We start from the raw sequence: 25,849 nt of genomic DNA on the forward strand, positions 1-25,849 counted from the left end.
GTATCAAAACCAACTCCCCCTTCGGCCACGCGCCGAGGGGCGGACATTTACTGACCGAGGACCCTCATGTCGCACGCCACTACCGTCGTTTCGCAGATTGATGCTGTGACCGCCGAAATCACCGAAGACCTGATCCGCATCCGTCGCTGGATGCACGAGAACCCCGAGCTTGGGTTCGAAGAGGTCAAAACCTCGGCGATGATCAAGGAAGAACTGGACAAGTTCGGCGTCACGTGGCGCGGCGGCTTTGGCAAGACCGGCATTTGCGCCACGATTGGCGATGGCAGCGGCCCTGTGATCGCCCTGCGCGGCGACTTTGACGCGCTGCCGATCCATGAAACCGGCACGCCGGATTATGTCTCCAAAACGCCGGGCAAGATGCACGCCTGCGGCCATGACGCCCACACTGCGATCCTGTTGGGGGTGGTGCGGGTTCTGGCGCGGCTTGATGCGCTACCGGGCAAGGCGATGTTCATCTTCCAGCCCGCCGAAGAAGGTCTTGGCGGCGCGCGTGCGATGCTGTCCGACGGGCTGTTCGAACATTGCGACCCCGACATCATTCTGGGCTATCACAACTGGCCGCTGATCCCCGCTGGCACCATCGGTTTCCACCCGCAAACCGCCTTTGCCTCGACCGACCCGTTCGACATCGAAGTGCGCGGCAAATCCGGCCACGGCGCGCACCCCCACCTGACCAAAGACCCGATTGTCGCCGCCGCCGCCCTTGTCAGCGGCTTGCAAACCATCGTCAGCCGCCAGATCGCGCCCCTGTCGGCGGCCGTGCTGTCCATCGGTCGCATCGAAGGCGGCACCGCCCGCAACCAGATCCCCGACGCCGTGACCTTAGAGGGCACCACGCGCAGTCAGGACCCCAGCGTGCGCGACCAGATCCGCGAGGCGATCAAACAGCAATGCGCCGGTATCGCCAGTCAGTTCGGGGTCGAGATAACGCCCACATTCCTCACCGGCGTTCCGGCGGTGGTGAACAACCGCGACATCCTTGATCCGGTGCTGGATGCCACCCGCGAGATCATCGGCGACGGAAACGTGATCGAACTACCCCAAGGATCCATGGGCAGCGAGGATTTCGCCGAGTTTTCAACCCGCAAGCCCGCCGCACACCTGCGCATCGGCTCCAAGCTGGAGGGGCACGAAACCATGCTCCACCGCAGCGATTTCAATCTGGACGAGGCCTGCATCCCCACCGCGGTACGCGCCCTCAGCCTTGCCATGATACGGCTGATGGACGGCTAACTCCGCCCCCGGCCCCTTTGACAACGCGCTGCTCCCCTCCACCACTCACTGCGCGTTGGGGACATCGGTGGCCCGCCTTACCGGCGCCACCGATGTCCTTCTTTTTTTTGGGGGGGGGAACCATCCTATCGCTCGCGAACTATTTGCCCTGCGCGGCTCGCGTATAGGCTGTCAGCGGCGTATGTAGTCAGGTGAACTCGCCACGATTCAAGAACTTGCGACGGCCTTGATCTGGCCGAGTGTCGCCGAGTGCGAAGGGCAGGTGGAAAGAGACGGGGGCATTCAGAGGCCGATCGCGCGTTGCAGGCCAGTGTTCGATGGACGAATGGTTTCTGCAAACCCTGTTGCGCCCAGCCTTGGATGATGTGGATTAAAACGAGAATACTGAGATGCCCCTAATTTCTGAGATGAGCCTAGATTTTGTAGACGCATTGCCCCCTCACTTCGAGGCTAAGAGGCCGACATGGGGACAAGTAATTACAGCGATGAGGTCAAGCGCGATGCAGTGAATCAGATCACGGTGCGTGGGTATCAGGTGCGGAAGGTTTCCCGAAGTTTGGGCGTGAGCACCCATTCTCTTTACAAATGGTTGAAACTGTTCGCGGAGTTCGTTCCAAAGCCCGGCATGGACCATGAAGCCGAGAACCGGCGCTTAAAGAGCGAGCGGGCCAAGATGACCGAGGAGCGCGATATCTTAAAAAGGGCGGCCGCGTACCTCGCGCACATTGCAAAGTGTAGTGCGCGTTCATCAGCGCGCACCGCGAGCAGTTTCCGGTTCGGGCCATGTGGCGAGTGCTGCAGGTCCGATTTTTCGTTTTTTGTTCATGGTTTCAGGTACCTCTAAGCCACCGTGTGCGTTGCTTGCCGACAGACAAGCTCGGCAGGTTCGGCTCGATCATCTTGCGCCTCACTTTTCGGTCCAAGGTGCGAGCGTTCTGGCCTAAAAATCATTGGTGACGGCCAGTTCCCCGATCTTGGTGTGAAGATCTTTCACCTATTCCTCATGCACTTCCGGCATTCTCCGGCTTGCTAGCGCAAAAAACACCCGACGCACCTTTCAGCAAAGCCCGTTTCCATTGTCGATCATCGTCGGATGTACACCAAACCGATTTGCCAACTCGCTGACCGCCGTCTCGCCCTCCAGCGCTCCCGATGAGATCTTGGCCTTGAACTCTGGGTGATTTTGTCTCCGTTTCGACTTCGTCGATCTCCTTCTTGGTGAAGATCATCAGACAGCGAATCGCAGCTTACGTTAGCGCCCGAATTTTTTTTGGGGGGGGGGTAGCTTAAAAGCCCCCTTGATGCCGGACGTTTAAGAATACATTTACCGATTATTAACCCTGAGACGTTTTGGTCAAGACTAAACCAAAGCAGGGATTCACAAATGCACGACCACGACTGGATTGTTGAAGTTTGTCAGGACTTGAAGGCCTATGCACGGAAACACCGTTTGGCGCATTTAGAAAGTAAGCTTGATGACGCTATAAGTGCAGCTCGCCATAACATACTTTTGCAGTCTTCGATTGCAAACGAACAGAAATTTACTGACTGCGCTATACTAGGGCGCTCGGTTTTTCTATGCAAACGTGCAAACGAGGACAGAGATGATACCGGACAGAATAGTCCGTTTTTTACCCAATAATAATCGACGGCCAAGTCGGTGCCGTCGCGGTGACCCTGACCTGCGCCCCACTTTCCCTCCGGGATTAAGCGGAGTCCTTGGGTTTAAATCCTTAGCGCTAAGCCGCCATCTCGTCCGTTGTCTTTCTCTGCAAAAATTTTAGCGGTCTCAGGCTGCCCAATGCTGAATGTGGTCTGCACCAGTTGTAACCCTCCTGCCATTCTTCAAGTCTGTCGCGGGCATCGCCCAATGTTTCAAACAGCGTTTCAATGAGGGATTCGTCTCGCAGTTTTCCGTTGAAGCTTTCAATGAAGCCTTTCTGCTGGGGCTTTCCAGGCGCAATGTAATGCCATTCAATGCCGGTTTCTTGAACCCAATCAAGGATCGCCATGCTGGTGAACTGAGTGCCGTTGTCCGACACGATAGCCTTCGGCATGCCGCATTCAGTGATGATCTGGTTCAGTTCGCACGCAAGGCGCTGGCCAGATAGCGACGTGTCAGCCACCAAAACAAAGTTCTCACGACTGAAATCATCACCGACTGCCAAGATGCGAGACCTGCGCCCGTCTGCCAGTGTATTTGACACGAAATCTAAGCTCCAGCGTTAGTGTAGGCAATCCGGCAGCACCATTGGCTTCTTTGTTTCCAAAGCACGCTTTCTGACACCTCAACGGCGCACCTGAAGCTTCTCTTCGGTATAAACACGCCTCAACTTCTCGTGGATCACCGTAAATCCTTCCCCCGGCAATCATCACATGGACACTACGTTAGCCAAACCGCCGCCGTTCTCTGGATACCCGTTTGGTCGCATCCCGCAACTCAATGTCATCGCCTCAGCTCGTCAGGTATCGCACCGATGACCGAACAACTTGCAGCGCATCGCACGCCCGTCGCTGGCCGACCTGATGGACCTCCAACAAATGCGCCACCGATTTCCGCTTCTCGGCGGGCGTCACAGTTTTTTTTAAAATAACGGCTCGGAGCATGCCGTTGTCGAGCATCTGTTCGGCCAACAGCTTCTTCAGCTTGCCGTTCTCGTCCTCTAACGCCCGTACTCGCTTCGCATCAGAAAGCTCCATTCCGCCATACTTCAATTTGTATTTGTAGAAAGTCGCAGCGCTGATCCCATGCTGCCGACACACATCGGCGGTCTTCTCGCCAGCTTCCTGTACTTTGGTCATCGCAACGATCTACTCGTCTGTGAACCGTGCCTTCATTCATCCGTCCTTTTAATGGGCGGACTCTGCACAAATCCGGAGGATTCTTAGGGGCTCAGGTCAACGGCACGAAAGCAAGACAGGTCCACTTCTTGGCTCCAAAATTATCAGGCAAAGCGTCTACAACTCTAGGAGCATCTCAGTTCACCGATTTTGATGTGTTGCGTTGCCTCCGAAGTCACCGTTCGGTGGCAGAAGAGATCTTTAACCTCCATCCTGCAAATTTTTGCACACAACAACGAGGACGGAGACTATGATCTATTTTCTGCATAGTGAAGCGTTGGCATCTGAACCAATCTTAGCGCATTCGATGTTCCAAGACCGTGGAGCGCGGTTCGACTCGCATCTCGGTTGGGACGTCATGGTCGACGACGAGCGAGGCAAACATGATTCGCTCAACCCACTGTATGTGATTGTTGCAAACGAGCATGGCCGACACGAAGCATCAATGCGTCTGCTCCCGCTAACAGGCCAAACTATGGTCAAAGACTATTTCCCGAACCTGCTTAACGGCATGCCCATCGAAAATCCTCTTGTTTGGGAGTGTACCCGCTTTTGTACGTCGCCAAATGCTCGACCATACTCGGCGACCAAATTAATGGCGGCTGGTGGCAAGGTTATGCAGGAGATTTGCATTGATTATTTTGTCGGCGTCTTCGACCGGAGAATGATGCCAGTGTATCGCTTGAACGGCGCCGTTCCGAATGTGCTGAGGTGGTCCCAAGGCGAAACCAACAAAGTCGAGGTAGGACTGTGGAAGTACTGTTTCGACAACTACGCGCGTTTGTTGGATAGCTGCGGATTATCTGCAATCGAGATGGAACTATTTTTTGCAAACTCTGCTTTATGCGACACTTAATTTTTGGAAAGCGATGCACTCGGGGCTCAATATCGGGTTGGGCGGCAGAACTTAGGAACAGGCCTAATTGTCGTCCTATAGCCCATAGATAGCGATTTCAGCGAGAGCAATGGCTGAGTAGAAGACCTTGGGACAGCTATCGTAGCGGGTTGCTAACCGGTACCAGTCCTTGAACCTACCGAACATGATCTCGACGCGGTTGCGGCGTTTGTAGCGGCGCTTGTAATATTTGATGGGGATCTCGCGTTGTTTTCGGCCAGGGAGGCAGGCGCGTATCCCCTTGTCTTCCAACGCTTTCCTGAACGAACCGGAGTCATATCCGCGATCTCCGAGTAACCAAACGACGTTCGGCGGGCTGGTGAGCAGCGCCTTCGCCCCAATGTATCGCTCACTAGTCCTGCAGAGAGAAAGAAGTTGCTCGGACGCCCCTGACTGTAGCTTATGGCATACAGCTTCGGATTAAGTAGGCTCTTGGTGCGACCGATCAGGCGGTAATACCCCCATTTTTGCTCAGGTTTGGTCTTAGGATAATCCCACCGATCTTAAGGGGATGCGGAAATATAATTTTCTCGGCAAAATGAACGAGGAGATTTCGATAGAGGAGACACGAATCACAGAAGCCCAGATCATGGTTGTGCTGCGCCAGATGGGGGCGGTGTGCCTGCCGCCAACCTGTGGAGCGAGCAAGGGAAGAGCAGCGCCACGCTTTACAAGTGGCGGGCGAATCCTGGCGGCATGGACGCCAGACTCATCAGTGAAGTGAAGGCGATGGCCGAGGAGAACCGGCGCCTGAAGCGCATGTACGCTGACGTCAGCATGAAGAACGACCTGCCGAAAGAGGCGCAAGGAAAAAATGATCCGGCCGGCTCAATGCCGAGAGTTGCCCGTAAAAGCGGTGGCGATGAACGACGTGCACATTGCGCTGGCATGCCGAGTATTCGATGTTAGTGAGACGCGGTATCGGTACAGCCCGAAGCTGGACGGGGAGAACGAGCAAATCGCCGAGCTGCTCCTAGGCCTAACGGCTGCAAGGAAAACTTGGGGCTTTGACCTGTATTTACAGTTTCTGCGCAACGTGCAGGGGCACAAGTGGAATCTCAAGCGGGTGTACCGGAATCACCGCGAGCTGGAGCTGGCTCTTAGGATCAAGCCGCACAAGCGCCGGAAGCCGAAAAAGCCGGACGAACTGGCAGTGCCTGAGGCCCCGAATGAGGTCTGGACGATAGACTTCATGGCCGCCAGGCTGAGGGATGGACTGCAATTCCGGCTGCTAAACGTTTTGGGCGACTTCAATCGCACAGGACTGGGCATTGAGGTCGACATGTCACTGCCTGCTGAACGGATTATCAGATGTCTGAACCAGATCATCGATTGGGGCGATGCCCTCGGGAGAATTTGAGTCGACAACGGCCCGTAATACGTCAGTGGCACACCTATGGAATGGGCCGAGAACCGGGGCATCACCTTGGCATACACCCAGCCCAGAAAGCCTAATCTGAATGCCTATGACGAGCGCTACAACCGGACCGTCCGGCACGAATTGCTGGACTTATACATTTTCGGAAACATCGAAGAGACTCAGCAGACTGCCACCGAGTGGCTCTACTCCTAAAACCTTGAACGCGCGAACATGAACAGCGGCGGGATTACAATTGCACCAAAGCTGAAGATGGCCGCGTAACTTCTACGACCAAGCCCTCGCAAAGACGGGCGGATTACCCCATTCAGCCAAAATATATCCCAATGGGCGGAACATTCTCAGAGGGCTACGCCCGGTTCAGCTTGAAGTGGATGGGAATACTTTTACAATAATGTCGAAACTATCGCTACTTGCGACATCATCCGTCACAACATCTTTGAAAAGGCTTGAAGGCGCGAAACTTTCACCTGTTCGGCTGATAACAGGGATACCTATCCGCAATTCTGTGACACCTCCAATGAACGCGACGACTTCCCCATCCACCAGAATGTTTGTCCCGGTAGGCAATTCATTGGACCCAATCCGACCACTCAAGTCGTAACTTGCGTCGTCAAAGTCACCGGGTGCGCCCCCTTCGAGGAAAACAATAAGCCCATCCTCTGAAGGCGAAAAATCAAGTATTTGCGCCGCAGGATTGTGTTCATTTCCCAGATGATAAATTTCGAAAACGTCTGCGCCCTCGCCGCCTACACCGATGTCACCATTAGACAGCAGTAAATGGTCTTCACCTTCGCCTCCCATAAGAGTGTCAAAAGATTCATTGGTCAGAGGCTTTATGTCAAACACCCGGCTATGTTGGTCGAAATTGTCACTTGCAGCGTTTCCAATCAACCAATCGTCTCCCGCGCCTCCATGAAGCTCCGCGTCTCCCGCAAAAGCGAGCAAATGATCGTTCCCGCCCCCGCCATGTAGGGTCGTGTGCTGACCTGTCGCTACTGCCAATTCGTTTGCATCGCCCCCATAAAATTCGGCGCCGTTAGCGTTTACGGCAAGTAAGGCAAACGAATTCGAGTCGGACACTATGTCAGAACCGTAGATAATATCGCCCAAATCAGCGTGAATTACTCCTCCCGTAAGTCTGGACGCATCTACCGTGTCTTGACCTTCGCCAGTTACAACATTTGCAAGACCTCCACTCACTTCTAGATGACTGTTTCCTATGCCTAGATCTATGTTTTGAAGCTCACTATCCTCTGCAAAATATGTTGCAGTTTGACCGATTACATTTGTGTATCCTGATGGGGTCTGCTCATCGAGCGGGACGTGCAACACGACATGATCATCAGTGAGGTTTTCCGACCCTAGGTCGGAGGAATGATCCGTCGAAATCGCTGGGTTACTGGACAAATCATCGTCGTTTAATAGACTTAGATCCACGTCCCCGACTATATTGTCATCCAATGCTTCTCCGTCTCCGAGCTTGGATTGCCCGTCATCATCATCATCATCATCAAACAGAAAAAAACTACCGGCAAAAATGCCGCCCATAACCAAGGCCAAAGATAACAGCATGCAGACTCACCATTTCCACCACGGTACAAGACTATCCAACCTAGAACGCATCGCAACCAATGCTTGAGATAGTGGTAACTGTTCTACTAAGCCGCTGAGGAGCGTGTAGTGACGATCTCTAGCGGTCTGTACATCGCCTCAGTATTCAAGCACTTCATACGTCATCCTGCGGTGTACTGATGTTGGTGAATTAACGTTGAGGACAACAGAGTGACAACAATTCCCAGTTCAGCCCAACGCTATACCAGTGTTGTTGTGCCAACCGCATTTGGCCCAAACCGCAAACAGATTTGCGGCGGCGTACGGACAGGTATTACCTCGTTGAATCGGCAAGTTTTGAGCATTGGCCGGCTCAAGAACTTGGCCGCGGATACAGATGGCGGCGCAACAGTTCGAACTGTGCCCTCGGCAGTCTTTGGCGGGTACGCTATTGACCATTTCGGCCATTTTCTGACCGAGAGCCTAGGCTATTTGCCTAATGCGCCTTCTGATACCAGCTCGGGGCCTCTGATTTTCTTAGCAGGAAATAGAAAATCGCAACAGCTGCAACCTTGGCAAACTGACCTTTTAAAGACATTTGGTTGGTCAAATGAAGCGTTTGTCGTAGGTCGTCCAACACTTGTGCGAAACCTCGCTATCCCAGGGGTCTCCTTCCATCAAAACAGAGCACCCTATGGCGATGCTGTCGGCTTGCAGTGGCGTCGAAGACTTTTTCCTGATCACAGACCTTCAGGGGACTCAAGGATCTACGTGAGTAGAAGCAAAGTAGGTGCCAATCTGGGGCGTTTCAAAAACGAAGTACAACTCGAAAATACCTTGAGATCTTATGGTTACGACGTCTTACATCCGCAGAACCATTCGATATCCGAGCAAGTAAAGGTATACAGGAAGGCGTCACACGTGATTTTAGCGGAGAGTTCGGCAATCCATCTAATCAATTTGGTCTGCTCCTCGACCCAGAGAGTAGCACTGCTTCAAAGGCGACCAAAGCTGCATAGTTCGATAAAGCGTGCCACGCGTTACTTCGCACGCGCCCAAATCGTTGGTATAGACGCGATCATGAGTTTTGAAGGAGAAATGGGCGCAGCGCGGCCCGACTATCGCGGCATAAGTACCGTTGACTTCGCCCAGATTTTACAAACGTTAACGGAGCTGTCATTTATACCACCTTTGACACTCAGTTTGGGGCAACAACAGATAAAAAAGCGTCCGTTGAATGATGTGGATTCTTCTAAAAACGTCACACTGCTATCGCGTACTTGGGAGCTCTAGAAACGTTAGGGCAGCAACTAAGGAAAGGATTGAAGGGCTAATGGACGTTCACGGCATTTTGTTTGCGTTGACTTCGGGGAGATAAAATCATGGACACATTGTCAAAGCTGACAACAGCTTCGGCTGTAGCTGCAAGTATTGAACATGTCAAAAATTAGCTCGGATCTCGCAAGCATAAGCGTTCATCTCGGTGCCTTCTCTACCTCAGCCCTATCGCTACAGTCTACTCTGAAGTCGCAGATGGGACTGCTGCAACGCAATGGAATCTGCTATCTGGGGCCAGATCAACTCAGGGGACCGACAGGTTTGATTTTGCCGGATGGCCGGGAGTACCGGAGCCAAGAAGCTTGCGCGGACCACAATGACGACGCTCTTAGAAGGCTCATGAAAAAACATCAGGAACGCTATCCTCTAAAGCACTTGATCATATCCGATAGCGCTTTACTTGGATCTGCAAGGCGATTGACTGTGGATGGAAAGCTGTATCCGGATGCACAAAAAATGCTATCCGCGCTTCCGGAATGGATCGATAATGAGGCGACAACTGTCTTTTTTTCGATCCGCAACAAAGGTGACCTGATTTCAGAAGAAGTTTGTCGAGTTGCAATGCGGCGCGCGCTGCCCGATGTTCCGCGCCTTGAGAAAATATTATCGAGCGACCTCACCTCCTGGAATACCATCATCGCATGGATCAAGTCGCACTTTGACCGGTCAAAATTTCTACTCTGGCGGCATGAAGACTTTGATCATTTGTCTGCAGTACTTTTGAGCCATTTGACGAACGGTACTCTAGATGTGCTTAAGCAAACGAAATCATCGCAATTGCTCTCGTCACAGGCTATGCAATACCTACAAGACAATGCAGACGCGAATGGCAAGGTCGATATACCAACCCTTAGGGTACGCTATGCGTTAAAACACTTCCCTGTGTCGGCAGAGTTTCCACTCTTCTCGATTGGAAGCTCTGCGCAAAAAAGCTATCTTAGTTCACAATACAAATACGAATGGGGCGAAATCACAGGGATGTGGCCTGACAGTGTTCTGACCTCCGAATAGATCTAGAACTATTGCATTGCCAGCAGGCGCGCTTTTACACCCCAAAGGAACACAAACTGCAGATCGTGTGGACAGCTAACTTGCCTACTTTCTACGGTCGGGCTGCTCAAAGAAACTCCAGCAATTTTCAAAACCTTTTATGTCAGCTTTGTGGTGGATGCGACTCTGATCCATCCGCGAGAACAATGTGTGTGCGGCTCGCGTTCTCAGCAAAAATTCTCGTAGCACGCGGCCTGACACTTCATCCCGTGCTGACGCCTCCAATAGCTGGGCCAGAAGGTTAAGCATCAGATCAGTGTTTCCAAGTGCGAAGCGGTCCAGCCCGGGAAAGCCGTTTCTTGTAGCAGGCTCAGTATTCTTGTAGATGTTATCCGGCACTTGACCTTCTAGTCCACGTTCCGCTTCATAAGCCTTCAGTGTGTTTGAGAAAAAAAAGCCCGCGGTACCAACGTGGCGCTGCGCCTCAGATGTTCCATGGTCCATAAATGTTTGTAACACCGAGATGAGCCAACGGGTAGGCAACGTTGCGAGCATTACGTGATATTCATTCGCCCACAGATGTAAAAACAGGCGTTTCGCATGCTTAGTGTGCGGTGTTGATCGGCGCAGATAGCTTATCGCAAACGCATTGTAGAAGCATACTAGTGGTAAACCTCGGAAGCGATGACGCAAGATTTTTTCTTGCTGATACATATCATTTCGATCACCGCGTGGAAAAGCTTCGTCACCTTCTGTCAGATCGATGCTCGCCTGTTTGAAATCTGTCGCAAAATCGGGCAGCAAGTTTGACGGTTCCTGACTCGGAACACGACACTCACTCCGGTCCCATAAAGCGGATAGCTCGCCTGCAAGTTCATTTGGACGAACGACGTGTGGAGGCCAGCCCACCGTGTTTTCACTGTTTTCAGGCAAGTCCTCCGACGCTGAATTGGATTTCGAACTATCATTGCCGATGTTTTTTTCGGCGGGTGTGGTGAGGTACTTCCGCGCACTCTGTTTCGCAAACACGGATGCATGAGACCTATTAACGACCTCTAGGACTTGTACAGTCTGCGGATCTGGCGCCTTGTTTTCTTGGTACTTGCTGTAGGCGTCCCCATTGATGGCAAGCCGCGGCATCGCCGTGTCGCCGAAACATCGAACCACTGAACCTTCAGTGTACCGCGTGTAAGGCAAGGCAACGAAACGGTCGCCAAAATGATCTTGTACCTTTTTGAGCACTGATGGCCAAGCACGATTCCCGCGAATTCCATCAGCAAATCTATCGAAGTCTGTAGCAGAGGCTCTGTGCTTCAAGTTCTGATTGTACACACTTCTCAGCCAATCGTCTTCTTCCCGAACAAAGAAATAGTAGGTGCATTCAAATACATCGCCTAAAGCGTCATCGATCAGCTTTACGTTTTCAAACAGGCGTGGATACACCCTCCGAATGCGGCCACGACCAACTAGACCACCTGACAGGTCTTCATTCGAGATGAACACCTCTCTAGCATTAGTTACAAGCAGCAAACTCTCCAAGTCCTGTGCCACCGCGCGCGCCGCGGGCCAGTCTTTGGCTTGCAATGCAGTCCCAAGCTGCTTCACCAGAGGATCAGTCACATACAGCGCGTCTCTCGCCGTAAGGATGTCGGTCGGAATGTGATCCTTTAGAAACGCTTGTATAGACGTTGAGCCAGTCTTATGTGGCCCCAAATGAACATGAAGGTATCGCAAAACACACAGCTTTCTGCTTAGTACGAAAACATACGTCTAGCATACAACACTTTACCCAACGCAACCCCGCGCACAAGATCACACATTCAATATTTATAGGGCAGCGCATACAACATTGCCAAGGCAGCAGAAAGTTGCCACCTTTCTCGACAGATGCGCCTACGGATACTGGACACCTATTGATTTTACTCCCTTACGGCTCTGTTGCGCAAATTCTGTTGGGGAGGCATCTTTGGAACCCAGCATGATAGCTGGGATGCATGAGCAGACCGCCCCCACCGATATACAAGACGAGGAACTGGCCAGCCTTGAATGAAGCGCTAAAACGACGGGGCTCGCTTACGATCTGGTTTGACCCCGAGATGAACAGGGACGCCACGTCGGCAGGCAGACGTGGCCGACAGAATACCTTCGGCGATGTCGCTATCCAGACGCGCCTTTAGATGGACGTTTTGTTCGGCACGGAACTCCGGCAGACACCAGGTTAGTTGAGAGCCTGCTGCGGCTCATGGGGCCCGACTGGACGGTGCCCGACTTCAGCACGCTGCCCCGTCGTCAAAGACCCTAGTCGTCAACCTTTCCTAAAGTAGGTCGAAGGGCCCGCTGTACCTACTGATCGGCAGCACCGGCATCAAGGTGGAGGGTGAAGGCGAGAAGCACGCCCGCAAGCATAGCGGCACAAAACGCCACGACCGGCGCAAGGCTCAGCTCGGGATCAATGAGGAAACGCTGATACCCGAGCTGTCGAGATCACCGGGAGACACGTTGGCGATGCACCGGCTTTACCCGATCTGCTTGGCCAGATCCGGATCGGCGAAGAGATCGGCTCGGCGACCGCCGACGTTGCTTACGACAGCAGTAGGCTTCACTATGGTATGGCAGCTTGCGGCGCCAACGCTGTGACCCCGCCCCGCAAGAACGCGAAGCCTTGGCAGACCGTCGCTGCCGGAACCGGCGCGCGAAACGGAATTCTACTGACCTCCACCTACCCCTGCCGGGACCCTTGGCGACGATGGAGCGAATACCACCGCCGGAGCCGCGTCGAAACGGAGTTGCATTGTTTGAAGATGCTGTAGCAGCGCCTCACGGCACGAAGTTTTAACGGTCAGGCCACAGAATTCTGGGTCCGTATCGCTGTCTTGAATGGCTACAGTGCACTCGGCACCCCCGTCACAGAGACAGTGGGATGTGTCCTTCCTCGGGGAAACGGGAACCTCGGCGTTCACTCTATTTGCACACCAGCGTCAAAAAACCCCATAAAACCATATATCAAATCGCGCACGCCGCATGAGAAGGTATCAAAATAAATCAAAGAGATCATCTACCTCTAAATTATACACTCCGAGCAATGAAATCGAGTTGAAATCATCAAAGCGAATGAACGAACCGTACTGCGCGCCTTCCAAACTGAAATTTTCTTGTAGGTCATTGTCTAAGAGCAACCTGTCCCGCCCAACTACGAAGTTGTCAATAATGTCGTGTCCATCTCCATGGCTAAAACCAACAACGGTACCTAATGGGCTAAAAATATCAAATGTATCATTGCCGGCACCACCAAAGAAAGTATTCAATCCAGATACGACAAGAAAGTAGTCTTCGCCATTGCCGCCATATATTTGATTATCACGACCATCGTAAGCAAAGGTGGTATCATTGCCATCACCCAACTGCACCGTTGTGTTTTCTGTGTCCCAGATCTCTAAATTGTCGCTGCCGCCGAGCGAAAGAATTGTCTGGAATTTTCCAGAAAGCGATATTCTATCAGCGTGCTCTGTAAGTTCGATGACTTCAGCATCCTCGAAAAATATCTGATTTATTCCAAATTCAATAATTCCGGCGCGTGTCCAAACGGTAGCTCCTGTATCGATGGTTCCTAATGAGACGGTGTCAACGCCTTCTCCCCCATTTACAAAGCTGTCTTCTTGATCGACGACAATTATGTCATTTCCGGCGCCGCCAAACACTTCGTCGTGACCTGCGCCGCCATCGAGCATGTCGTTACCCGCGCCGCCATCGAGTAAGTCGCTCCCAACGCCGCCAAATAGATAATCGTCGCCATCATCACCGAAAATATTATCGTTTCCGAGATCTCCGACTAGAGAGTCGGAACCGCCGCCGCCCCAGATGCTATCGTTCCAGTCACCGCCGTAAATTGTATCATCGCCTTCACCTCCTTGCAGGGAGTCGCGCCCATTGCCACCTTCAATTGAGTCGTCGCCTTGTCCACCGAAGATTGTGTCGTGATGATGCCCACCGAAAATGAAGTCATCGCCCGAACCACCAAAGAGAGCGTCCCGCCCGCCTAATCCCATAATCGTATCTGAACCCATCCCTGCTTCAATAGTATCCCCAAGTTGGCTACCGGTGAGTAAGTCAGAGATCCCGACTTGTTTATCGGCTTTCAAATCTATTCCTATTCCGTATGTGATAGTGAGCTGTACGGTTTCGTAAGAACCGACATCGAATGACAAGTCGCTAGAGGACCCTTCAGACAGAAGTTCATCAAGACCAGTGACAAATTCAAGGGACGCGGCGGCATGATATTCTGTGCCGGTGGTGCCGGGCGCACTCGTGAGTACCGAAGCGTAGACATGGGTTGCGCCTACAAGTAAGCTAGACAAGCCTAATTCAACACTGATGTCGTAGTCGACCCCTGAAGAAACGAATATATCGGTGCGGTCATCCTGAGAAAATGTGTAAGTGTAGCCTACAACCGCATTCGTGTCATCACGTAAGCGGAATGAAGTCCCTGTATCCACAAGGTTAGCTCCCAACGCAGCATCAATCAGCATGTTGTAAAGATAACCAGTCGGAGACCAATCGTACCCAGTACCCTCTCGCCCGCTCAAGCCGGCAGGACCAGCCGTTTGTGAAGACCAGATATGCGCGACATCTACGCCGGACTGAACCAATTCAGCGAACATTCGAAGTAATGGTGCAGAACGCATCAAGCCATTAATGACCGTACTATCTTCACCGCTTTCTCCTACATTCCACTCAGTAATTGCCAGAAGGAGTTCCGGCTCCGATAAGCTGTTCCATGGTTGCATCATGGTTTCGAGCCGAGGCTGTATCGCACCACCAATGCCCAATGTGTTCCCTTGTGAATTTGTACCATAGGTGTGCGCTAGAACGCCATCCAAGTAAGCGCTGTATGTTCCTTCAAAGTAACTGGCCAGCACTGCGTTGTCTTGCAAATCAGCGTCACCTTGAGCGAAGATATCTACCCTTTCGCGCATCCCTAAGACTTCTGACGTTTCGGCAATGATTCGAGCAATTTCGGATTGCAGTTGACCAAACTCGACTGCTGTCCAGTCAAAGTTACTTTGGTACCACTCATTACCAAGCTCAATATTGACATCACTCAGTGGTCCAAATCCACCTGTGAGTAGCGCTGAAACAAATTGGGAAATTTCCGCCTCGGCATTGATTCTCAAGGTACGTGAAGTATTATCGAAGTACCTAAACGTTGGAAAGACGATCGTAACTTGACCATTAATCTCATCCATAAAGCTAAGATAATCTGTTAGTGGGAGTACTTCGCGGGATTGAATATCGCTTCGGCCAGATCTGGCATCAAAATAGTTATAGGCTACGTTTTGATTGGGGTTTGACGGATCAAAAAATTGTTCAGCAATTGTTCCGCCGGGATAACGAATAGAAGTTACGCCTAAATTCCCAATGATATTTACAAAGTCTGAACTGTCGTCAGTACGATCCGCGTGGAAAAGCATATTCGTGCCGAAGTGCTCTCCGCCAAGTGTCTCGCTAAGAACACCAAGGCCTTCAATTGCAAACGCTACAGTATTGTTCCCAGACACCAGTCCACTCCGCACAACTCGCGATGTAACTGGCACCTATCAGTTGCCATTATAAGCACTTATATTGGCAAGAGTGTGGCAACTGTTTTCAATTTAAGTAAATTGACCCAGTTTTTTTATACGATTCAATGGCCTAACGTACTCCGGCAAATTTGGAAAGCATGCGAGACGCCCTAGTTTCCTAGGGTCAGAACCAATAGCCAATGAATGACAAGTGCGGCGAGGACGATGACTGGAAGTAAGACCTTCGAGCGTCGGTCGTAGCGGGTTGCCACACGCCGCCAATCCTTCCAACATGACCTCAATCCGGTTGCGCCGCTTGTACCGACACTTGTCGTATTTCTCCGGCTGCATTCGTTGTTTCCGACAAGGGATGCAGGCGCGTATCCCCTTATCTTGCAACTCTTCTTGGAACCAACTCGCGTTATAGCCACGATTTTCAAGCAACCAGTCCACCTTGGGCAAACTGCTCACCAATGCACGGGCGCTGATGAAGCAGAGGCCCGCGCGGCCCCGCCCAGCGCCCAGCATCAACCAAGCCAAAGGCGCCCTTACGCTTATGCCCAGCGCCACGCCGCAGCAAAAGCGAGACAAGGCCGTCTTTCCCCTGCTGTGCCTGACAGGCGTCCGCATAGCCGCTTTGGCATCGTTCAAGATCGAACACGTTGATTTGCAGGAACAGTCCGTCGGTCAAAACCCGCGCGAGGCGGCGACCAATTTTGGCAAGATCATCGACACCTTTTCTGCCAAAGAGTTTGACGAAGCTGAAACCGCACCTACCGACTGGATGACATTACTTGACGAAGTGGCGCGCTACGGTCCCGATGTTCCATTGTTTCTCGCAACGGCAATTGCAGCCAAGTCAAGTTCAGGATTTGAGGCGGACGGCTGTACACGCGACCACGGGAAAAGTACCGAACCTGTGCACAAGATTGTTCGCGGAGCACTTGAAGCCGCAGGCGTTCCCAATAAGGCCTCCACGCCTTTCGTCACATGCTGGCAGGCTATGCGGCCATAAACGCCAAATCTGTAGCGGAACTGGTAGTCGCATAGCAAAACCTTAGGCACGCCGGTATTTTGACAACTTTGCGACGCCGCGGGTAAATCAGCTGCGAGGATCAGCGCAAGCTGGTTACTAGTAAGAAAACTGATGATGACAGAAACGGCGGACTGTAAACAAATGCGCGGTGAGGGAACAAATGTGGGAACGAAATAGCCAATACGGCAATATTGCCAAACTTCTCATGCACTTAGATGGTACCAATGGCGGAGGCTCAGGGATTCGAACCCTGGGGACGCTCTCACGCCCAACGGTTTTCAAGACCGCCGCATTCGACCACTCTGCCAAACCTCCGGTGCGCCCGCTTTAGGCATGGTTTTCTGATTCTGCAATTGCCCCGCATCACGGGGAAAATTGCCGATATGGGACGGCTATGCTTTTCAGATGGCTTTCTGCGCGCTATGGTGTGCGCAATCTTATGTCGAAAACGACACGGCCGGCAAAACGGCACCACAGGCAACAGCAGGCAAGGACCAGGTCCATGAGCAGACCCATCACCCGATCCACCCTTCGTAGCAGCGCGATATTCACCCTCGCCTTCGGACTTTTGGCGGGCTGCGATGAAAGCGGCCAGTTCGTGGCCATGCAGGCGTTCAAATCCAATACCCAGACCGCAGGCACACCCGTGTCCGGCAAGGCGACCACCACGGTGGAACGCGATGTCGAAGCGCCCGAGGTGTTCTCGGCCAGCGAAGCGGGCCTGTGGGACGGACGCCCGTCGCTGGGCGGTGTCTGGGTTGCGCATCCCGACGTGACCGACCCCGAACGTGTGATCATCCGCAACACCACAAACAACAAATTCGTCGTCGGCGCACTGTTCCGGCGTGAACGCGACATTCCCGGCCCGCGCCTGCAGATCAGCTCGGACGCCGCCGAGGCGCTTGGCATGCTCGCGGGTGCCCCTGCGGAATTGAACGTGACTGCCCTGCGCAAGGAAGAAGTCGCTGAAACGCCTGCCGAGGACGTCGTGGCCGTCTCGGCCCCCGTCGGTGTGACGGAAACGTCGCTTGACGATCCGATCCAGAACGCCGCCGCCGCGCTTGATGCACCCGCCACAGGCATCCAGCCCGCCGCCGCACCAACAGCAACGCCTGTCGCGGCAACAGCCCCTGCCCGTGCAAGCGCCTCGTCGCTGGCCAAACCCTATATCCAGATCGGCATCTTCTCGGTCGAGGCCAATGCCGACCGCACCGCCAAACAGATGCGCGGCGCTGGCATCATCCCGATTGTAAAAGCCTTTGATCGCGACGGAAAATCCTTCTGGCGCGTTGTCGTTGGCCCTGCAAACACCTCGGGCGAACGCGCCCAGTTGCTGACCAAAATCAAGAACGAAGGGTTCACTGACGCCTACGCTGTCACGAACTGAGCCCGCCACGAAAGGAGTGCCCCTCGTGATCCGCATTCTCGCTGCTGCTGCCCTGTTGATGCAGACCACCGCCCTGCCCCTCGGCGCGTTCGAAACGCGCGCCACGGCGGCTTATGTGATCGACCACACCACGGGCACCGTGTTGCTGAACAAGAACGCGGACGAGCCACTGCCACCGGCCTCCATGTCCAAGCTGATGACGCTGTATATCGCGTTCGAGGCGATCGAGCGCGGCCAGCTGAGCATGACCGACGAACTGGTCGTGTCGGCCCACGCCAACAGCTTTGGCGGCTCGACCCTGTTTTTGAAACAGGGCGAACGGGTAAAGGTCGAGGATCTGATCCGCGGCGTGATTGTGCTGTCGGGCAATGACGCCTGCGTGGTGATTGCCGAGGCGCTCAGCCCCGATGGGACCGAAGGCGGCTTTGCCCGCCTGATGACGCGGCGCGCGCAGGAAATGGGCATGACCAATTCCACCTTCGCCAACGCCAGCGGCTGGCCAGCGGCGGGGCACCGGATGTCGATGCGCGATCTGGGCCTGCTGGCGCAGCGCCTGTTGACGGATTTCCCCGAATACTACCCAATGTTTTCGGAAAAAGAGTTCCTGTTCGATGCCAACGAATCCTCCAACCGTCTGAACCGCAACCCGCTTCTGGGGCTCGGCATCGGCGCGGACGGGCTGAAAACCGGCCACACCCAAGAGGCAGGCTATGGCCTTACCGGATCGGCGAAACAGGGCGACCGCCGCGTGATCTTTGTGCTGTCCGGCATGGACAGCCCGCAAATCCGCGCCGAAGAATCCGAAGCCATCGTGAACTGGGCCTTCCGCCAGTTCGCACAACGCACGCTGGCCACCAGCGGCGAACGCATTGCGACGGCGCGCGTCTGGGAAGGGGCGGAACCCGAAGTCGGCCTTGTTCCGGCCGAAGATATTAGCGTGCTGCTGCCCGTTCTGGCCGACAAGAATGTCGCGGCCGAGGTCGTCTATACCGGCCCCGTGCAGGCGCCCATCGCCGCAGGCACACCGCTGGCCGAACTGGTACTGCAACCCCAAGGGCTACCGGAACAGCGCTTTGCCCTCGTGGCAGAAACGGATGTGGCGCATGGCGGCTTTCTGGCCCGCATCTCCACGGCGGCGCTGGCCCTGATCGACACATTGCGCGCCGGCCCTGCCGAGACGGGTGGCGCGTGAGCGCCAAGGGCCATTTCATCAGCTTTGAAGGCATCGACGGCTCGGGCAAATCAACCCAGGCCCGCCTGCTTGCCGACCACTTGCGCGACAAAGGCTACGACGTTGTCCTGACCCGCGAACCGGGCGGCAGCACAGGGGCCGAAGAAATCCGCGCCCTCGTGCTGCAGGGCGATCCGGACCGCTGGTCGGCAGAAACCGAACTGCTTCTGTTCACAGCTGCACGCCGCGACCACCTCGAACGGCTCATCACTCCTGCGATTGACGCCGGAAAGATCGTCCTCTGCGACCGGTTCGCGGACAGCACCCGCATGTACCAAGGGCTCAGCCGTGGCGACCTGCGCGCCACGGTCGATGCCCTGCACAGCCTGATGATCGGGCGCGAACCCGACCTCACCCTGCTGATCGACATGGACCCCGCCCAAGGGCTCGCCCGCGCCAAGGGCCGCCAAGGCACCGAAGAACGGTTCGAGGATTTCGGCACCGACCTCCAAGTCGCCATGCGCGCAGGCTTCCTGCAACTGGCCGAGGAATTTTCCGACCGGTTCAGGGTGATCGACGGCGCCCGCGACATCGACGCCGTGGCCCATGACGTGCAGGAAACCTTGCGCACCTACCTCGCCACCTGACCCCCCTTCTCTGTTCCAAAAAATCCCGGGGTGAAGGCCGCAAGGCCGGGGGGCAGCGCCCCCATTCACCACGTTCTGATACAAGTCGAACGCTCCCCCATTCCCCCCGCCCCGACAGGGTGCTACATCACCCTCATGGCTGATCCCGAGATAACAGACCCCACACGCGTGCAAGGCGCACCGCACCCGCGCGACACGGTCGAGGTGATCGGGCAGGACAGCGCGCAGGCGGATTTCCTCGACGCCTTCAACACCAACCGTTTGCACCACGCATGGCTGATCACAGGCCCGCGCGGCGTGGGCAAGGCGACGCTGGCATGGCGCATCGCGCGCTTCCTTCTGGCCACACCCGATCCTGATCCTGACGACATGTTCGGCGCGCCCCTGCCGACCTCGCTGGACATCCCCACCGACCACCCCGTCACCCGCCGTATCGCTGCCGAGGCTGAACCGGGGCTGAAATTCGTACACCGCACGCTCAACGACAAAACCAAGCGCATGCGCGACCAGATCGTGGTGGACGACATCCGCGACATGGGCGCGTTCTTCCAGCTTTCCGCCACCGATGGCGGGCGACGCGTGGTGATCATAGACGCAGCGGACGAGATGAACGTGAACGCCGCCAACGCGCTCTTGAAAATGCTCGAAGAGCCGCCCGCGCGCACCACGCTCCTGCTGATCTGCCACCAGCCCAGCCGCCTGTTGCCCACCATCCGCTCGCGCTGCCGCACGTTGCGGCTTGGCCCGCTCAACAGCGCCGACATGGCCCGCGCCATGGCCCTAGCAGGTGTCGAGGCTGGTCCCGACAGCGCGGCACTTGCCGAACTCAGCGGCGGCTCGGTCGGCGAGGCCTTGCGGCTTGCCTTGCTTGATGGCCTTAAAATCTACGGCGAAATCATCGCACTTTTGTCGAGCATGCCCAATCTCGACCGCCAGCGCGCCCTAGCTTTGGCGGACGCTGCCAGTGCACGCGGCGCGGAAACGCGGCTCGACCTGCTCTACGGGCTGATCGACATCGCCCTGTCCCGCCTTGCGCGCAGCGGCGCAGGCCACCCCCCAGCGGTCGAGGCCGCACGTAACGAAACGGCCATTTTCCAGCGCCTCGCCTCCGATCCTGCACGCGCACGCGCATGGGCCGAGACCGCGCAAACCGCATTGGCCCGCGCCCGCCACGGGCGCGCCGTCAACCTCGACGCGGGTGCGCTGGTGCTCGACACATTCTTCAAACTTTCAGATACGGCCCAACCCGCATGATCCCCCACATCACCGACAGCCATTGCCACCTCGATTTTCCGGATTTCGAAGGGCAACTCGACCAGATCATCGCCAATGCCGCCGAAGCAGGCGTGACACGCATGGTTACGATCTGCACCCGCCTGCGGCTTGAGCCGCAAGTGCGCGCCATTGCCGAAACCTACGCCCCTGTTTTCTACGCCGCGGGCACCCACCCGATGAGTGCGGCTGACGAACCGCTCGCCACCACAGACGAGTTGATCGCCCTTGCCGCGCATCCGAAATTTGTCGGCATCGGCGAGACGGGGCTTGATTACCACTACACCGCCGAAAGCGCTGAAATCCAACAGAAATCCCTGCGCATCCATATCGACGCCGCCCGCCAGACCGGCCTGCCGCTGATCATCCACGCCCGCGCGGCAGATGACGACATGGCGCGCATCCTGACCGAAGAATACAATAACAACGGCGCCTATACTTGCGTGATGCACTGTTTCTCCTCCAGCCCCGAACTGGCCCGCGCCGCCCTTGATCTTGGGTTCTACCTGTCCATGTCCGGCATCGCCGCCTTCCCCAAATCACATGAGGTGCGCGACATCTTCGCTGCCGCCCCGATCGACCGCATTCTGGTAGAAACCGACGCCCCCTACCTCGCGCCCCCGCCCCATCGCGGCAAGCGCAACGAACCGGCCTATACCGCGCACACGGCGCGCAAAGGGGCCGACGTCTTCGACATGGCCTACGAAGATTTCGCCGCCCAGACCCAGAAGAACTTCGACACCTTGTTCTCCAAGGCGGCTGCGTTCACAGTCGCGCCATGACCGACACACTGACTTTCACCATTCTGGGCTGCGGCTCCTCCGGCGGGGTGCCCCGCCTTGGCGGGCACTGGGGCGATTGTGACCCCACAAACCCCAAGAACCGCCGCCAGCGCTGCTCGCTCCTCGTGCAGCGCCACGGGCCCGAAGGCACCACCACGGCGCTGGTGGATACCTCACCCGACCTGCGCAATCAGTTGCTCTCGGCCGATATCGGACATCTCGACGGCGTGCTCTATACCCACGCACATGCCGATCACGTGCACGGCATTGATGATCTGCGCATGATTGTCTTCAACATGCGCGAACGGCTTCAGGTCTGGGCGGATGGCCCGACGCAGGACGCGCTGCTGTCGCGCTTCGGCTATGTGTTCGTACAGCCCAAAGGCTCGCCCTACCCGCCGATCCTCGACCTTAACACGCTGGACGGCCCGACCGAGATCACGGGCGCGGGCGGTCGCATCACCTTCACCCCGTTCGAGGTCGGCCACGGCAGCATCGACGCCTTGGGTTTCCGCATTGCCGATGTCGCCTACCTGCCGGACGTGGCCGAAATCCCCGAGGCTGGCTGGGACATGCTCAACGACCTCGACGTCTGGATCGTCGACGCGCTGCGCCGTGACCCGCACCCGACCCATAGCCACCTGTCCAACACGCTCGACTGGATCGACCGCGCCGCGCCGAAACGCGCCATCCTGACCAACATGCATATCGACCTCGACTACGACACACTACGTGCCGAGACCCCCGACCATATCGACCCTGCCTATGATGGTATGACGTTCACCATTCCCGCCCCCTGACTTCTCTGTTCCAAAAAAATCCCCGCCGGAGGCTCCCGCACTTTCGGCCCACGCCAAGGCCTGATCCATGCAAGCGCTCCTCGACGTCATCCTGCCCGTCTTCCTTGTGATCGGCTTCGGCTATGTCGCGGTGTGGCGCGGCTTCTTTCCGGCTTCGGGCGTCGATGCGCTGATGAAATTTTCGCAGCAATTCGCCATTCCCTGCCTATTGTTTTCGGCCATCGCAAATCTCGACCTGACCGTGTCGATCAATTTCCATTTGTTGTTCAGCTTTTATGCAGGGGCGAGTGTCGGCTTTTTCCTCGGACTTCTGGGCGCGCGCTTCGTGTTCAAGCGTGACTGGGAAGACGCAGTCGCTATCGGCTTTTGCTGCCTGTTCTCGAACTCGGTCCTGCTGGGGCTGGCGATCAATGAACGCGCCTACGGGCCGGACGCGCTGGCGGGGGCCTATTCGATCATCGCCTTCCACTCGCCCTTTTGCTACGGCCTTGGTATCACGGCGATGGAAATTGCGCGCAATCGCGGCCAGTCCCCGCTTGTCATGGCGCGCGGCGTGGTGCGGGCGATGTTCCGCAATGTGCTGGTGATGGCCATCGCGGCCGGTTTTGTGGTGAACCTCTCAGGCATCCTGATCCCGCCACTGATTGAGGACGCGCTTGATCTGGTGATCCGGGCCGCCCTGCCCACGGCCCTGTTCGCCCTTGGTGGCGTGCTGATCCAGTACAAGCCCGAAGGCGATGCGCGGGTGATCCTGATGATCTGCGTTCTGTCTTTGCTGGTGCACCCTGCGGTCACGTGGACACTTGGTAGCGCCTTGTCGGTGCCATCGGGCATCTTCAATACCGGCGTCCTGACTGCCGCCATGGCACCTGGGGTGAACGTCTATATCTTTGCCAATATGTACGGGCGTGCGCGGCGGGTGGCGGCGTCATCGGTGCTGGTTGCCACAGCGGCGTCGGTGGTTACGGCGTGGGTGTGGCTCGTGGTTCTGGGATAGCTTTCGCGGCACGGCGCGCGCGGGCAAGTTCCGCATTCAGCGCGCCGCCCAGCAGCACCAGATAGGCGCTGATGAACAGCCACATCAGCATGACGATGACCGCACCGATTGACCCGTAAACCTCGTTATACGTACCGAAATTGCGCAGGTAGATCGAAAACCCGACCGAAGCGGCAACCCAGCCCACGGCTGCAAACAAGGCCCCCGGCGTGATCAGCCGCGGGCGCTGCCCTTCAAGGTTCGGCCCCAGACGATAGATCACCGCAAAGCCGACCAGCAGCACGCCAATTCCCACGATCCAGCGGAACACCTCGACCAGAAATCCCGCGAGCGGCCCAAGCGGAATAAAGGCAAGCACAACCGGCAGGATCACAATGCACGCCATCGCCACCAGCAGCACGCCGATCAGGCTGCCCGTCAGCATCAGGGCGCGGATCATCTGCGCCACGCCGGTGCGGTTAGGCGCATCGTAAATCGCGTTCAACCCGCGCATCAGCGCCGCCACCCCCGCCCGCGAGGACCAGAGTGCAAAACCAAAAGACAGCAGCGACGCCCAGCCCAGCGTTAGCCCGTCCGTCGTCGACAGCTTGATCAACTGCCCCGCCAGCAGGCGGTAGACATCTGCTGGAATGACCGTCTGGAATTCCTGCAACTGTTGCAGTGCAAGGGCCGGATCACCCACGATCCCCCACAGCGCAATGGTTGCCGCCAAACCCGGAAACACAGCCAAAATCGCATAGAACGCGACACCTGCCGCGATCAGCCCGAGGTTCTTTTCATCCATCAGCGTCAGCACATGCTGACCTGCACGCCACCACAGGGCCACATCCCGTGGCGGGGTGGACGCAGAGGCCTGCACAGGTGGCGTGGTGGCGGATGAGTGGCTGCGTTCGGGCATGGGAATGAGGATAGCGCACGCGGGACGCTCTGCAATGTCTTTGCGCGCGGCATGCGTCTTGCGCAGTTCGAAACGGGCGCGATTGGCGGTCCGGGGACGAAGGGATGTGGCCGTTCTGCCACTATAGCGGCAGGGTCGCCCTGCCCGTGATCAGGCCAAAACCCACGGGATTCAGCGCGTTACGCCGCAAAGGTCATGTATGGGATCAACAGGGGCCGGTGCCAGATGCGTCGCCTCGCGCAAAAGCCCATAGTTTTCGGGGCGCTAGGGCCATCCAAGTCAGGAGAGGTGGTGCGGGTGAAGGGACTCGAACCCCCACGCCAAAGGCGCCAGAACCTAAATCTGGTGCGTCTACCAATTCCGCCACACCCGCAACGCGACACGCTTTAGCAAAGCCGCCCGAGGGAAGCGAGAGGAATTCGTGTCCTTGGCGGGCAGAAATTACAGGACTTTAAGAAATTGTTGTACTATCATCGGCTTAACCTAGAGGCAGGTTGTAACATAGAGAGACGCCATGAAACCGAATACGGTCGGGCGCGAATTGAGCGGGCTGAAGCCCCCGTTGCGCACAGAAATATGCCATGTCGGACTCGTGTCCGGCACACTCCTTTTGACAGCCGATGGTGAAATTCCGGTCGAGTATCTCTCGCCCGGGGATCGCATCATTACGCGCAATGCGGGCCTAGTGCCGCTGAGCGCGGTGGAAAGCATCCGCACCCGCGAAGAGGCGGTGAAAATCGCCGCCGGATCGCTGGGCGACAAGAAACCCACCCATCACGTGATGGTTCCTGCGGCCCAACTGGTGCTGGTGCGCGACTGGCGCGCCAAGGCCATGCGCGGCGCATCCCAAGCCGTCATGCCCGCAGGATGCCTTGTGGACGGTGAATTCGTCACATCGCTGGGCGAGCGCGACATGACGCTGGTGCGTCTGGGCTTCCACGCGCCCTTTGTGGTCTATGCGGATGGTCTGGAAATGTCCGTTCCCGCCATGGCACCGGAATTCGTCGCGGCCTGATAGCGCACCCTTTCGAAACTCTTTGTCCGAGGCCGT

Annotated in this window: 17 protein-coding genes, 2 tRNA genes and 6 pseudogenes; 16 read left to right on the plus strand and 9 right to left on the minus strand. The window is 56.0% G+C overall.

The window, feature by feature from the left end:
• Positions 1-66 precede the first annotated feature (66 nt).
• Positions 67-1,254, plus strand: coding sequence for a M20 metallopeptidase family protein (locus tag AC6GQJ_RS04675; protein WP_500772254.1), 1,188 nt, complete (start codon positions 67-69; stop codon positions 1,252-1,254).
• Between the two features lie 463 nt (positions 1,255-1,717).
• A pseudogene (locus AC6GQJ_RS04680) lies at positions 1,718-2,112 on the plus strand (transposase); the annotation flags it as partial.
• 881 nt (positions 2,113-2,993) lie between these two features.
• Here AC6GQJ_RS04680 and AC6GQJ_RS04685 read toward each other — a convergent pair.
• Positions 2,994-4,056: pseudogene (locus AC6GQJ_RS04685) on the minus strand (IS3 family transposase).
• A gap of 289 nt (positions 4,057-4,345) precedes the next feature.
• Here AC6GQJ_RS04685 and AC6GQJ_RS04690 point away from each other — a divergent pair.
• Positions 4,346-4,951, plus strand: coding sequence for an acyl-homoserine-lactone synthase (locus AC6GQJ_RS04690; protein ID WP_500772257.1), 606 nt, complete (start codon positions 4,346-4,348; stop codon positions 4,949-4,951).
• Between the two features lie 75 nt (positions 4,952-5,026).
• Here AC6GQJ_RS04690 and AC6GQJ_RS04695 read toward each other — a convergent pair.
• Positions 5,027-5,460, minus strand: a pseudogene (locus tag AC6GQJ_RS04695) (transposase); the annotation flags it as partial.
• Between the two features lie 86 nt (positions 5,461-5,546).
• Between AC6GQJ_RS04695 and AC6GQJ_RS04700 the strand changes: the two are divergent.
• A pseudogene (locus AC6GQJ_RS04700) lies at positions 5,547-6,632 on the plus strand (IS3 family transposase).
• 96 nt (positions 6,633-6,728) lie between these two features.
• Here the strand turns inward: AC6GQJ_RS04700 and AC6GQJ_RS04705 are convergent.
• Positions 6,729-7,943: a calcium-binding protein gene (locus tag AC6GQJ_RS04705; protein WP_500772259.1), complete on the minus strand. Its 1,215-nt coding sequence runs from the start codon at positions 7,941-7,943 to the stop codon at positions 6,729-6,731.
• Between the two features lie 210 nt (positions 7,944-8,153).
• Here AC6GQJ_RS04705 and AC6GQJ_RS04710 point away from each other — a divergent pair, with 210 nt between their 5' ends.
• The gene (locus AC6GQJ_RS04710; protein ID WP_500772261.1) at positions 8,154-9,215 is read left to right on the plus strand and encodes a glycosyltransferase family 61 protein; all 1,062 of its coding nucleotides are present in this window, start codon (positions 8,154-8,156) and stop codon (positions 9,213-9,215) included.
• 240 nt (positions 9,216-9,455) lie between these two features.
• Complete coding sequence (locus AC6GQJ_RS04715; RefSeq protein ID WP_500772263.1) at positions 9,456-10,271, plus strand: hypothetical protein; 816 nt, start codon at positions 9,456-9,458, stop codon at positions 10,269-10,271.
• A gap of 84 nt (positions 10,272-10,355) precedes the next feature.
• On the opposite strand, the gene AC6GQJ_RS04720 is transcribed toward AC6GQJ_RS04715, so the two are convergent.
• The gene (locus AC6GQJ_RS04720) at positions 10,356-11,870 is read right to left on the minus strand and encodes a hypothetical protein (RefSeq protein ID WP_500772265.1); all 1,515 of its coding nucleotides are present in this window, start codon (positions 11,868-11,870) and stop codon (positions 10,356-10,358) included.
• Between the two features lie 374 nt (positions 11,871-12,244).
• Between AC6GQJ_RS04720 and AC6GQJ_RS04725 the strand changes: the two are divergent.
• A pseudogene (locus AC6GQJ_RS04725) lies at positions 12,245-13,171 on the plus strand (IS5 family transposase); the annotation flags it as partial.
• Positions 13,172-13,282: 111 nt separating this feature from the next.
• On the opposite strand, the gene AC6GQJ_RS04730 reads toward AC6GQJ_RS04725, so the two are convergent.
• Positions 13,283-15,805 carry a calcium-binding protein gene (locus AC6GQJ_RS04730; RefSeq protein ID WP_500772267.1) on the minus strand — a complete coding sequence of 841 codons (2,523 nt, stop codon included), beginning with the start codon at positions 15,803-15,805 and terminating at the stop codon, positions 13,283-13,285.
• Positions 15,806-15,978: 173 nt separating this feature from the next.
• Positions 15,979-16,300 (minus strand): annotated as a pseudogene (locus AC6GQJ_RS04735) (transposase); the annotation flags it as partial.
• Between the two features lie 64 nt (positions 16,301-16,364).
• Here AC6GQJ_RS04735 and AC6GQJ_RS04740 point away from each other — a divergent pair.
• The gene (locus AC6GQJ_RS04740; protein WP_500772269.1) at positions 16,365-16,823 is read left to right on the plus strand and encodes a hypothetical protein; all 459 of its coding nucleotides are present in this window, start codon (positions 16,365-16,367) and stop codon (positions 16,821-16,823) included.
• A 246-nt stretch (positions 16,824-17,069) separates the two neighbouring features.
• On the opposite strand, the gene AC6GQJ_RS04745 is transcribed toward AC6GQJ_RS04740, so the two are convergent.
• Positions 17,070-17,159, minus strand: a tRNA-Ser gene (locus tag AC6GQJ_RS04745).
• Between the two features lie 187 nt (positions 17,160-17,346).
• On the opposite strand from AC6GQJ_RS04745, the gene AC6GQJ_RS04750 reads away from it, so the two are divergent.
• The 7 genes from AC6GQJ_RS04750 (at position 17,347) to AC6GQJ_RS04780 (ending at position 23,900) form a co-directional block, all read left to right on the plus strand.
• Entirely contained in the window at positions 17,347-18,231 is an 885-nt protein-coding gene (locus AC6GQJ_RS04750; RefSeq protein WP_500772271.1) for an SPOR domain-containing protein, read from the plus strand.
• 25 nt (positions 18,232-18,256) lie between these two features.
• A complete protein-coding gene (locus tag AC6GQJ_RS04755; RefSeq protein ID WP_500772273.1) occupies positions 18,257-19,423 on the plus strand; it encodes a D-alanyl-D-alanine carboxypeptidase family protein in 1,167 nt (388 codons plus the stop codon).
• Positions 19,420-20,049: a dTMP kinase gene (tmk, locus tag AC6GQJ_RS04760; RefSeq protein ID WP_500772275.1), complete on the plus strand. Its 630-nt coding sequence runs from the start codon at positions 19,420-19,422 to the stop codon at positions 20,047-20,049. Before AC6GQJ_RS04755 ends, tmk begins: the two co-directional genes overlap by 4 nt.
• Positions 20,050-20,184: 135 nt before the next feature.
• Entirely contained in the window at positions 20,185-21,303 is a 1,119-nt protein-coding gene (locus tag AC6GQJ_RS04765; RefSeq protein WP_500772277.1) for a DNA polymerase III subunit delta', read from the plus strand.
• Positions 21,300-22,103 (plus strand): TatD family hydrolase, encoded by an 804-nt coding sequence (locus AC6GQJ_RS04770; RefSeq protein WP_500772279.1) that lies wholly within the window; start codon positions 21,300-21,302, stop codon positions 22,101-22,103. The genes AC6GQJ_RS04765 and AC6GQJ_RS04770 overlap by 4 nt, the downstream gene beginning before the upstream one ends.
• Entirely contained in the window at positions 22,100-22,903 is an 804-nt protein-coding gene (locus AC6GQJ_RS04775) for an MBL fold metallo-hydrolase (protein ID WP_500772281.1), read from the plus strand. The genes AC6GQJ_RS04770 and AC6GQJ_RS04775 overlap by 4 nt, the downstream gene beginning before the upstream one ends.
• Positions 22,904-22,970: 67 nt before the next feature.
• Entirely contained in the window at positions 22,971-23,900 is a 930-nt protein-coding gene (locus tag AC6GQJ_RS04780) for an AEC family transporter (RefSeq protein ID WP_500772283.1), read from the plus strand.
• Here AC6GQJ_RS04780 and AC6GQJ_RS04785 read toward each other — a convergent pair.
• Both AC6GQJ_RS04785 and AC6GQJ_RS04790 read right to left on the minus strand, forming a co-directional pair.
• Positions 23,866-24,798, minus strand: coding sequence for a YihY/virulence factor BrkB family protein (locus AC6GQJ_RS04785; protein WP_500772285.1), 933 nt, complete (start codon positions 24,796-24,798; stop codon positions 23,866-23,868). The genes AC6GQJ_RS04780 and AC6GQJ_RS04785 overlap by 35 nt on opposite strands.
• 289 nt (positions 24,799-25,087) lie before the next feature.
• A tRNA-Leu gene (locus AC6GQJ_RS04790) sits at positions 25,088-25,171 on the minus strand.
• Between the two features lie 141 nt (positions 25,172-25,312).
• On the opposite strand from AC6GQJ_RS04790, the gene AC6GQJ_RS04795 reads away from it, so the two are divergent.
• The gene (locus AC6GQJ_RS04795) at positions 25,313-25,813 is read left to right on the plus strand and encodes a Hint domain-containing protein (protein ID WP_500772287.1); all 501 of its coding nucleotides are present in this window, start codon (positions 25,313-25,315) and stop codon (positions 25,811-25,813) included.
• Positions 25,814-25,849 lie beyond the last annotated feature (36 nt).

The sequence above is a fragment of the Tateyamaria sp. 7Alg 36 genome, assembly GCF_059882455.1.